This window comes from Riemerella columbipharyngis, from assembly GCF_900101995.1.
Taxonomy (GTDB): domain Bacteria; phylum Bacteroidota; class Bacteroidia; order Flavobacteriales; family Weeksellaceae; genus Riemerella; species Riemerella columbipharyngis.
Genome location: NZ_FNAS01000011.1, coordinates 64,501 through 74,591 on the forward strand (window position 1 = coordinate 64,501; position 10,091 = coordinate 74,591).

Consider the following 10,091-nt stretch of genomic DNA (forward strand, 5'->3'; position numbering starts at 1 on the left):
ATGAAAGACATCTTTAGTCTGTTCAAAATTCGTTTTGCAGATTGCGATCCTGTGGGGCATCTTAATAATGTGAAATACTTAGAATATATGCTGAACGCAAGGGAAGACCATATAGCAGAACGGTACGGATTTACCTACGAAGAATATACAAAAAAGACTGGTTGTACTTGGATTACGGTGGAAAACAAAATAGCCTATCTAAAAGAAACGCGATATAACCAGATTGTAAAAATCACAAGCAGAACCATTGCTTTGGACAGCAGAACGACGACCGTAGAAGTTTTGATGACCGACCCTGATTCCGAAATAGTATACGCCGTGCTTTGGGTAAAGGCTATTTATTTCAATATGAAAACAAGAAAATCCGACAAACACCCAAAAGAGACGATGGAGCTGCTTTCCCGGTTTCTGGTGAAAATCCCTTTCCAAAACTTTGAGGAGAGAAGCACTTACCTAAGACACAAAAACAAAGAACATTCTAATGCTTAAAAAAATACTGATAACCGGTGGAAGCGGGCAGCTTGCCAATTGTTTCAACAAACTGAAGGATAACTTTCCGAAGTATGATTTTATATTCAAAACTTCTAAGGAATTAGACATCACCAATCCTGAAAATATAGAAACTATCCTTGAGGAAGAGAAACCCGACTTTTGTATCAATACTGCTGCATACACCGCTGTGGATTTAGCCGAAAAAGAAAGCAATAAAGCCTTTGCTGTAAATGCTAAGGGAGTAGGCTGTTTAGCAGAACTTTGCAAAGAATACGGTGTGTGCTTTATTCATATTTCTACCGATTATGTTTTTGACGGCGAAACCTCTCTACCCTATTCAGAAGATGATTTTACCAATCCATTAGGAATTTACGGACAATCTAAGCGGGAAGGAGAAGTCTTAGCAATGGAGAAAAACCCCAAAAGTATCATTATCCGAACTTCTTGGCTTTATTCCGAATTTAATAAAAATTTTGTGAAAACAATGCTCTCTCTTTTCAAACAAAAAAAGGAGCTCAATATCGTCAATGACCAATTTGGGCAGCCTACAAATGCAAACGATTTGGCAAATGCCGTAATGCAAATTATAGAAAAAGGAGCGAAAACATCCGGGATTTTTCACTTTTCAAATTATCCCGAAACAACTTGGTACGAGTTTGCGTCTAAAATAAAAGACTTCTCAGGAAGTAACATTACCCTAAAACCCATTCCTACCGAGCAATATCCTACCCCTGCAAAACGACCAAAACGAAGCACTTTCTGTTTAGAAAAAATAGAGCAAATTTACGGCATAGAGCTTATACACTGGGAAAACAGCCTCGAAGATTGTATTGCTGAATGCAACACTCGATAAAAAAGCCGACTTGCAAAAACAAATCGGCGATAAGGATTATTTTTTCTTATTGGCTTTGTAACGCATATCCGGTGTTCCATCTTTTTTTAGTCTTCCGTGCTCTGCCAAAACCATTGCAGACGAATGAGATTTTGATTTTTTCTCTGCTTTTTTCACCGTTTTTGATCCTTTTTTCGCAGGCGTAGTTTGGTGAATTTGAGCACCGGCAAAACCTAAACCTAATACCAACATAAGGGTTGGTGCTAATTTTTTCATTTGAAAGAATTTATATAATTAAACTTATTTTTAATGACCACTCTCAATATCAAAACCACCGAAAGCATTACCAAAAATGAGATGACAAACAACATCTGCTCTGCCCAAATTAGTGGTTTCCCAAAAATTGAAAAAATTCCCATAAGGCCTAAAACAATCTCATTTGCCAAAATTGATAACAATAAAAGAACCAAACCCAACTTAAATCTTCTAAATAACTCATAAATAAATTGTTCTAATATTAAAAACACCAAAAAAACACTGACGCACATCAAAAGCACCAAGTGCAAATATGCAATAATAATAGGGTGGTACACATAAGAAAATTTATTCAGCATAGGAATGGCAGATGCTGTTTGTAATAAAACCTTTAAAGAATAAGCGACAGCCACATAGCAAAAGACAAACAGCCTAATCCCCCGCCACCGTGCTTTGATTAAATGCCAAGAACTCCAAACAAAATAGTATAATAACACTGTTGCAAAAAAGCCAATGACAGCAGCCAAAATTACCGTAATATAAATCTCAAAAGGTAACTTCACCCATAATATCGACAATCCATATCCCAAAACCACCGATGCCATCATCAAATAAAAAATGAGACGATTGAGATTCTTAGGTATTATAATATTTATTTTCTTTAATTGATTTAAAAGAAATCCTATACAGCTGAAAAGAAAAAAACCATTATACTGAAAGTGCAAATAATAATAAGTACTCGCAAAAAACAAGGTATTATTCTTTATATGGTGGGCTTTTATATAGGCTAAACTAAAAATCCCCAACGAAGACAACAGGGTAAAAAACAATCCTCCCACAAACCAAATTTTAGAAACCTCTGATACACCTCGCAAATCCCAAACCACCATAAAAAACACAGCAAAACTAAGCATAAGAGAACAAACCGATATGGCAATCGTCCCCCAGAAATATCCACCGTACCAAAACCCTAGTAGCATTAAGTAAGCTAATATAATATTAAGCCACAGCACGATGCGATACTTCTTCAGCCCTACTTTCAAATAAGAGCTTAGATAACCATAAAGCAGTGTATATATCGCCTGTGTAACCCAGCCATAAAATGCGAAATGAGAATGTGCATCCAAAACAAATTTTTGATTGAACACCTCACAAGAAGGTACCGCAAGCTGAAATCTCAAAATAGTTCCAAATAGTGCTACTACGGCAAAATTGATTAGTGCTGCTATCCGCCAGCCGATGGTCTTAGAGTTCATAACCAATAATTTATTACAAAAATAATACATTAGCCGTAGTGTATTATAAAAAAGGCATTTAAAAACACCAATATCTAATTCATTTTATTGATTTTTAACAAGTTAAATACACTCTGCTTTGGATTATAATTAATTTTGAAAGAACTACGAAAAATTACAGATTAAAGATAATTTTTACTTAAAATATAAATTAATTGATGTATAATCGGTTGTTTTCACTAAAAAAATAAACCTATGGAGAGTTAGTTCTGTATGAATATTTATAGTTCGTTAAAATACGATTAGGGCAGTGTGATTTTGGTTTATTTGGTACGGTTTTTACATTTATGTCCGCTAGTTGGAACTATAGATTGTCGAAGTTTGAAATTTGGAACGAAAATTTTAGATAAACACAATTATCAAGATAATACTGTGGTAAATCGCATAGAAAGACAAGGGGTATAGAGTATAAATATTTCGAATGTGGCTATACAGAGGGATTATCCTATTGATGATGAAAAAAACAAGTATTATATCATTAGTATAAATCGTTAGCAGACCAGTGTGAAAATATTATTTTTGGTGGTAGATTGGTAGAATACAAATACTATGATATGTATTAAGTAATTGCAAAGGCATTGGAAACAGTAAAATCCATATTAATTATATTGAGATTAAAAATTTATTTCAAAATTTTACTTAATAAAAAAAGGCTACCCTATACGGATAACCTTTTTCATTTTCACTTTTTATTAAAATGTTTATACAACTCCTTGTGCAAGCATTGCTTCGGCTACTTTTACAAAACCGGCAATATTGGCTCCTTTTACATAGTTTACATAACCGTTTTCTTCTCTACCATAGTCTCTGCAGACTTTATGGATACCCACCATAATCTCTTTTAATCTAGCATCTACTTCTTCGGAGCTCCAATTTAGGCGAATGGAATTCTGAGTCATCTCAAGACCAGAAGTAGCCACACCTCCTGCATTAGAAGCTTTACCAGGAGAGAACAACACTTGCTTGTCGATGAAATGGTTGATAGCATCTAATGTAGAAGGCATATTAGCAGCTTCTGTTACACAGATACATCCGTTTTCCACAAGTTTTACAGCATCTTCAAGGTCTAATTCATTTTGAGTAGCTGCAGGGATAGCGACATCGCACTTTACCTCCCAAGGTCTCCTTCCGGCAAAGAATTTAGCATTTGGATATCTTTTCACATAGTCTTCTGCACGGTTGTTTCCGCTGGCTCTAAGCTCTAGCAAGAAATCTATCTTGTCTCCTGTAATACCTTCTTCATCGTAAACATAGCCGTCAGGCCCAGAGATGGTTACAGCTTTTCCTCCCAGTTGGTCGATTTTTTTGATTACCCCCCAGGCTACATTACCAAAGCCAGAAACTGCGAAAATTTTTCCTTTTATGTCTTGTCCTATAGTTTTCAGCATCTGCTCAGTGAAATAGACTACGCCATAGCCTGTTGCTTCCGGACGAATTAACGAACCACCGTACGCCAATCCTTTTCCGGTAAGTACTCCGGTAAATTCGTTTCTGATTTTTTTGTACTGTCCGAATAGGTATCCGATTTCTTTAGCACCCACACCTATATCTCCAGCAGGGACATCGGTCTGAGGCCCGATATGTTTGCAAAGTTCTGTCATAAATGCTTGGCAGAAACGCATAATTTCCATATCGGATTTACCCTGAGGGTCAAAATCAGAACCACCTTTACCTCCTCCCATAGGAAGTGTAGTTAAAGAGTTTTTAAAAACTTGTTCGAATGCCAAAAATTTCAATACCGAAAGATTTACCGTAGGGTGAAATCTAATTCCTCCTTTGTAAGGACCGATGGCAGAATTCATCTGGATTCTAAACCCTCTGTTTACTTGTATTTCTCCTTTATCGTCTATCCAAGGGACGCGGAAAATAACGGTTCTCTCTGGTTCTACCATTCTTTCAAGGAGCTTCATATTTCTATATTCGTCCTTGCTTTCGATGAAAGGAATTACCGTGATGGCCACTTCTTTTACTGCTTGTAAAAATTCTGGCTCGTTTGGATTTTTTGCTTCTACACGAGCAATAAATTCTTGGATCTTTTGATCTATATTATTCTGTTCCATAGATTTTAATTATCGCCAACAAAGTTAAATTATTTTTAATATTATACAAGGGGTATTTTATGGTTTAGTTTATTTTCAATAAAATAATGTTTTTTTTGCTTAATAACACTTGTTTTTGGTTTATTGTTTTTTATAATTTGCTTAATTTGCAATATTCATTATTCTTAGACAAGAGTAAATATTACTATTTAATGTAATATTGTCTCCCAGAATTACACGCTACAAGTTCTAATAATTCTAATTCCAATAAAATAGGCAATATTTTAAAACTATTTTCATTTAAACGCTCTGCGATATCATCCAAAAATATATTGGGCTGATCTTTTATTATTTCATAGATGTCTTTCTGTAATCCTCTTAGATTAAGGTCTTTATTTGGAAAGAGCTCCATTGTTTTTGGTGCTGAATTTAGCCCTATATCTTTAATCAATGCTTTTATGGAAGGAATGGTCTTGGCTTTATTCTGAAAAATAATAAGATTACAACCTTGGCTGCATTTGTCGTTTAATCTACCGGGTAGGGCATACACTTCCCTATTATATTGATTGGCAAAACTAACGGTACTCATAGAGCCTCCTGCAAAAGCAGTTTCCACTACGATTAGATTCTGAGACAGCCCAGCGACAATTCGGTTCCTTTGTAAAAAATGCTCTCTGTCCGGCTTATCAGAAGAATTAAATTCAGAAAACAAAGCACCTCCGGAATTCAATATTTTATCCGCGAGCTCCCGATGCTTCGCAGGATAAATAAGATGTAAGCCGTGAGCCAGTACTGCACTAGTCTTTATATCATTGTCCAACGCTATCTGGTGAGCCAATCCGTCTATCCCAAGTGCCAAACCACTGATAATTTGAATATTTTTATTTTTAAGCAACGGTACAAACTCTCCCAGAAAAGATTTACCGTAAGCTGTAGCATTGCGAGTACCTACGATACTGATATTCTCGCACCCTGAATCATACTCTCCTCTTTGATAAAGTATAGCGGGAGCATCGTAGCATTCATCAAGAAGGAAAGGCAACTCTCCTCTGTGCCTCAGTCTAATTTTTATTTGATGCTGTTCACAAAACGCTATTTCTTTCTCTGCAAAACTAAGACAAGAAGCATTTCCAATATGTCTTACAGTCGAATTTCCTATCCTAAATAGCCCTATCAAATCTTTCTTCGACATATTCCACACCTCCTTTGCAGAGCCGACGGCGTCCACCATTGTTTTGAACAAAATATTTCCTACATTCGGAGTCTTTCTTAGGGCTATGGAATAGAGTACTTCTTCCATTTTATAATTTTCTTGCCATTTCCATCTTATAGGCCATGAGGCTTGCTATATTCGATGCTTTATACTTGGCCGTTTCAGCCATAGAACCTGAAAAAAGCTCATCAATGGTCTCTGTCCAAAGTTTCAGCCAATGCTCAAAATGAGATTTTTCCATAGGCACTATTTCATTTAATGGAAAGTGTGCTGCCATAGGATTTCCCTTATATGCACTTTTCCCAAAAAGAAGAGTTTCCCAGAAATTGTACATTTTCGGCAGGTGATGGTTCCAGTCTACCTTTGCAATATCATTAAAGAAAAAGCCTATAATATCGTCTGAGCCTACTTTATCATAAAACTTATCGACTAATAATTCTATATCTTCTCTGGTTTCTAATGCTTTCATTGCTCATTTAATTTGCCTACAAAAGTAATGATTTTTTTTACATATTCTTATAGTTAGAAACTTTTCTTAATTTTGCCTGATATAAGTAAAGAAGATGAGCCATTTTTTTGACAACGATGATGATGTTTTCACCGGCAAGGAGCATACGCCGCTCCGTAAAGACGCCTTTGAGAAAACACCGGAGGAAAAAATAAAAATAATAGAAAAACATTTTGCAGAGATTATGCGCACACTGGGGCTGGATATGACGGACGACTCCCTGAAAGACTCCCCAAAGCGTGTGGCAAAAATGTATGTGAATGAAATTTTTGGAGGCCTGCTGCCAGAGAACAAGCCGGGCATCTCTACTTTTAGTAATAAATACAAATACCGCCAGATGCTGGTGGAAAAGGATATTACCGTTTATTCTTTTTGCGAGCATCATTTCTTACCGATTATTGGGAAGGCCCATGTGGCGTATATTTCTAATGGTGAGGTAATCGGTTTGTCCAAAATCAATCGTATTGTAGATTATTATGCCAAAAGACCTCAGGTGCAGGAACGTCTCACGATGCAGATTGTAGATGCACTGAAAGAAGCTTTAGGGACGAAAGATGTGGCTTGTATTATCGATGCTAAGCATCTTTGCGTGAATTGTAGGGGGATAAAGGATACGGCAAGCTCTACCATCACCGCAGAGCTGAGCGGCATATTTAGAACAAACCCTATCACAAGGCAGGAGTTTCTACACTATGTGGGCAGCCACGCCAAATTGGATTAACTTCAAAATCATATAAATCTCTATTAAATATCATAATGCAACTGAAAATATACAACTCTCTATCCGGAGAAAAAGAAATCTTTAAGCCTATTGTAGAAAACCGCGTGGGAATGTATGTCTGCGGGCCAACGGTTTATTCCAATGTACATTTGGGAAATGTAAGAACCTTTATGTCCTTTGATTTTATCTACCGTACGCTCCTGTATTTGGGCTATCAAGTGAGATATGTGAGAAATATTACCGATGCGGGGCACCTTACTGATGACGGTGATGTAAACAATGATAGGTTTGTAAAGCAATCCCGATTGGAGAAGCTGGAGCCGATGGAAATCGTGCAAAAATATACCGTGGATTTTCATAAAGTTTTAGAGTTGTTTAATCTTTTGCCGCCGACAATTGAACCTACTGCCACGGGGCATATCTTGGAACAGATAGAGCTTACTCAAAAACTTATAGACAAAGGCTTCGCCTACGAGAGCAATGGTTCTGTCTATTTTGATGTATTGGCATACAATGAAAAAGGGATGAATTACGGAGAGCTGTCCAGACGGAACATAGAGGAGCTTTTTGCCAATACCAGAGATTTGGATGGACAAGGCGAAAAGAAAAAACCTCAAGATTTTGCCCTTTGGAAGAAAGCGTTGCCCGCCCACATTATGAGATGGAATTCTCCTTGGGGAGAAGGGTTTCCCGGTTGGCATTTGGAATGTACGGCGATGAGTACCAAATATTTGGGGGAAAAGTTTGACATTCACGGAGGTGGAATGGACCTGAAATTTCCACACCACGAATGCGAAGTTGCCCAAGGTAAAGCCTGCAATGGTACTTCTCCGGTAAACTATTGGATGCACGCCAATATGCTCACAATGAACGGGCAGAGAATGAGTAAATCCACAGGGAACTATATCCTTCCGATGCAGCTCATTACAGGGAATAATGATTTCTTTGAAAAGGCTTTTCATCCTGCCGTTGTTCGTTTTTGTTTTATGCAAGCACATTACCGCAGTGTTTTGGACATTTCCAATGAAGCGATGCTGGCAAGCGAAAAGGGCTATAATAGGCTAATGGAAGCAATGAAAATCATCAATGAAAACCAAATAGAGCCGTCCCAAAGCAGCACGCTCCCTGCGAAAGAGTGGGAAATGAAGTGTATCGGTGCTCTTACCGATGATTTCAACAGCCCTATCCTTATCGCCCATATCTTTGAGGCGGTTAAATGGATTTTTGCACTAAAAGACAAAAAAGAGCATCTTACGGAGGAAGATCTGGCATTGCTGAAAAAACTAATGAATGATTTTGTTTACGAAGTTTTAGGACTTAAAAATGTAGAAGAAAACAACAATGCAAAATTAGACCAAGCACTGCAAATTTTAATAGAACTCAGAAATAATGCCAGAAAAGAAAAAAACTGGGTGCTATCCGATGAAATAAGAGATAAACTTTTGGCCGAAGGCATAGAGCTGAAAGACGACAAAGACGGGACTACTTATATCATCAATTAGAATAATTTTTAATGCTTACTCTGCTTATCACTTCGGTATGGCTATTCTCTGTCTTCATGGGGTAAGGATTGGTAGATATAGTATTTGGACAAGCTTAGAGTAGCTTGTCTTCTTTATTACTATTAGGGGATACTATCTTTGTCGATACTTATAGGAAATTATGGCATCTTTTCATCCTGTCAATTCTGAGGTGGAGATGATTTCATCTTTTGCGGAGATTATCTTATTTTTCGGATTAAAAGGCTATAAGGTAGAATATTATTCCTTAGATAAAACCGATGATTTTTTATGGTATTACTCATTATTACCCTGTTTGTTTGCATCGTTTTATTCTTTTGCCTTAGACCTTGTTTAAAAATTAGAATCTAAGAATTTGTATTGCGTAAATGTTGTTGTATATTGATTACCAGTTGTTTAAGTGATCGTTTTTTCGTAACTTTATAGAGATCTACAAATTAAATTACAATGAAAAATTATCTAACTGACATTACTGACAACCAGTGGTAAATTATAAAAATGTTTTGAATTTCAATAATATAATATGAAATGTTATTTGAGAACTATTTAGACTGCCATTATACATAATGAAAGTGGGCTGCCAATGTCGAAGACTCCCCAATGATTTTTCCAAAGTGGAAGCTCGTTTATTATTACTATAGCAAAAGCAAATGGGTAAATACGGAAGAATTTGATTTACTCTTTTAAAATTAAGAGAAAAATAAGGTTAAAGATAGATTAGAAAAAGGAACCGGTTTAGGAATAATGTATAGCCAAAGTATAAAATGGGATAACAACCGATCATTAAAAATTTTTGATGGTAATTATAAAGTAAAAGACGTTAATTCAAAGACATATATAGATAAAAACGGCTTTTTACTAGTGGTAAAAACAAATTTGGTTATTTAATCAATGTCGTGTTGCAAAGTTCAAAAAAACAGATTTTTAGTCTATCTCTAAAAGATAGATTATAGACCTTACTTTTTTGTGGTTTGACAACAACAGAAGATTATGCAGGGATTCTGAGCTTTTGATAGAAAGCTCAGAAAATAGAATCTAATTATCTACCATAAAATTTTTTGTCCAATAAAATTTAAACGGATTTTTAATGAGTGTATATTGATAATCAATATTTTAACATTTTTATAATAAAAAAGTTTGTAATATATTTTGTAGGTTTAGAAAAAGGTTATACTTTTGCACTCGCAAATCAGGGATGGTTAGCGGCGAAGTAGTG

Annotated in this window: 10 protein-coding genes; 5 read left to right on the forward strand and 5 right to left on the reverse strand. The window is 36.1% G+C overall.

Annotation, left to right across the window (positions count from 1 at the left end):
- Both BLS89_RS07055 and rfbD read left to right on the forward strand, forming a co-directional pair.
- Positions 1-489, forward strand: coding sequence for an acyl-CoA thioesterase (locus BLS89_RS07055; protein ID WP_092736955.1), 489 nt, complete (start codon positions 1-3; stop codon positions 487-489).
- Positions 482-1,345, forward strand: a complete 864-nt coding sequence (rfbD, locus tag BLS89_RS07060) for a dTDP-4-dehydrorhamnose reductase (protein WP_092736956.1) — start codon at positions 482-484, stop codon at positions 1,343-1,345. The genes BLS89_RS07055 and rfbD overlap by 8 nt, the downstream gene beginning before the upstream one ends.
- Positions 1,346-1,381: 36 nt before the next feature.
- Here rfbD and BLS89_RS07065 read toward each other — a convergent pair whose 3' ends face one another.
- The 5 genes from BLS89_RS07065 to BLS89_RS07085 form a co-directional block, all read right to left on the reverse strand.
- Positions 1,382-1,600 (reverse strand): hypothetical protein, encoded by a 219-nt coding sequence (locus BLS89_RS07065; RefSeq protein WP_092736958.1) that lies wholly within the window; start codon positions 1,598-1,600, stop codon positions 1,382-1,384.
- Positions 1,597-2,835, reverse strand: a complete 1,239-nt coding sequence (locus BLS89_RS07070) for a hypothetical protein (RefSeq protein ID WP_092736959.1) — start codon at positions 2,833-2,835, stop codon at positions 1,597-1,599. Before BLS89_RS07070 ends, BLS89_RS07065 begins: the two co-directional genes overlap by 4 nt.
- Before the next feature lie 740 nt (positions 2,836-3,575).
- Complete coding sequence (gdhA, locus tag BLS89_RS07075; RefSeq protein ID WP_092736961.1) at positions 3,576-4,934, reverse strand: NADP-specific glutamate dehydrogenase; 1,359 nt, start codon at positions 4,932-4,934, stop codon at positions 3,576-3,578.
- A 184-nt stretch (positions 4,935-5,118) separates the two neighbouring features.
- Positions 5,119-6,213 (reverse strand): DNA-processing protein DprA, encoded by a 1,095-nt coding sequence (gene dprA / locus BLS89_RS07080; protein WP_092736963.1) that lies wholly within the window; start codon positions 6,211-6,213, stop codon positions 5,119-5,121.
- A 1-nt stretch (position 6,214) separates the two neighbouring features.
- Positions 6,215-6,595: a group III truncated hemoglobin gene (locus BLS89_RS07085; RefSeq protein WP_092736965.1), complete on the reverse strand. Its 381-nt coding sequence runs from the start codon at positions 6,593-6,595 to the stop codon at positions 6,215-6,217.
- A 94-nt stretch (positions 6,596-6,689) separates the two neighbouring features.
- Between BLS89_RS07085 and folE the strand changes: the two genes are divergently transcribed.
- The 3 genes from folE (at position 6,690) to BLS89_RS07100 (ending at position 9,212) form a co-directional block, all read left to right on the forward strand.
- Positions 6,690-7,355 carry a GTP cyclohydrolase I FolE gene (gene folE, locus BLS89_RS07090; RefSeq protein WP_092736967.1) on the forward strand — a complete coding sequence of 222 codons (666 nt, stop codon included), beginning with the start codon at positions 6,690-6,692 and terminating at the stop codon, positions 7,353-7,355.
- Positions 7,356-7,390: 35 nt separating this feature from the next.
- Positions 7,391-8,857 (forward strand): cysteine--tRNA ligase, encoded by a 1,467-nt coding sequence (gene cysS / locus BLS89_RS07095; protein ID WP_092736969.1) that lies wholly within the window; start codon positions 7,391-7,393, stop codon positions 8,855-8,857.
- A 160-nt stretch (positions 8,858-9,017) separates the two neighbouring features.
- Positions 9,018-9,212, forward strand: coding sequence for a hypothetical protein (locus tag BLS89_RS07100; RefSeq protein WP_092736971.1), 195 nt, complete (start codon positions 9,018-9,020; stop codon positions 9,210-9,212).
- Positions 9,213-10,091: the final 879 nt, after the last annotated feature.

Excerpts from the sequence above, each read along its gene's own strand:
- cysS (WP_092736969.1), top strand. The coding sequence starts at position 7,391 with ATGCAACTGAAAATATACAACTCTCTATCCGGAGAAAAAGAAATCTTT.
- rfbD (WP_092736956.1), top strand. The coding sequence starts at position 482 with ATGCTTAAAAAAATACTGATAACCGGTGGAAGCGGGCAGCTTGCCAAT.
- folE (WP_092736967.1), top strand. The coding sequence starts at position 6,690 with ATGAGCCATTTTTTTGACAACGATGATGATGTTTTCACCGGCAAGGAG.
- BLS89_RS07100 (WP_092736971.1), top strand. The coding sequence starts at position 9,018 with ATGGCATCTTTTCATCCTGTCAATTCTGAGGTGGAGATGATTTCATCT.
- BLS89_RS07085 (WP_092736965.1), bottom strand. The coding sequence starts at position 6,595 with ATGAAAGCATTAGAAACCAGAGAAGATATAGAATTATTAGTCGATAAG.
- BLS89_RS07055 (WP_092736955.1), top strand. The coding sequence starts at position 1 with ATGAAAGACATCTTTAGTCTGTTCAAAATTCGTTTTGCAGATTGCGAT.
- dprA (WP_092736963.1), bottom strand. The coding sequence starts at position 6,213 with ATGGAAGAAGTACTCTATTCCATAGCCCTAAGAAAGACTCCGAATGTA.
- BLS89_RS07065 (WP_092736958.1), bottom strand. The coding sequence starts at position 1,600 with ATGAAAAAATTAGCACCAACCCTTATGTTGGTATTAGGTTTAGGTTTT.
- gdhA (WP_092736961.1), bottom strand. The coding sequence starts at position 4,934 with ATGGAACAGAATAATATAGATCAAAAGATCCAAGAATTTATTGCTCGT.
- BLS89_RS07070 (WP_092736959.1), bottom strand. The coding sequence starts at position 2,835 with ATGAACTCTAAGACCATCGGCTGGCGGATAGCAGCACTAATCAATTTT.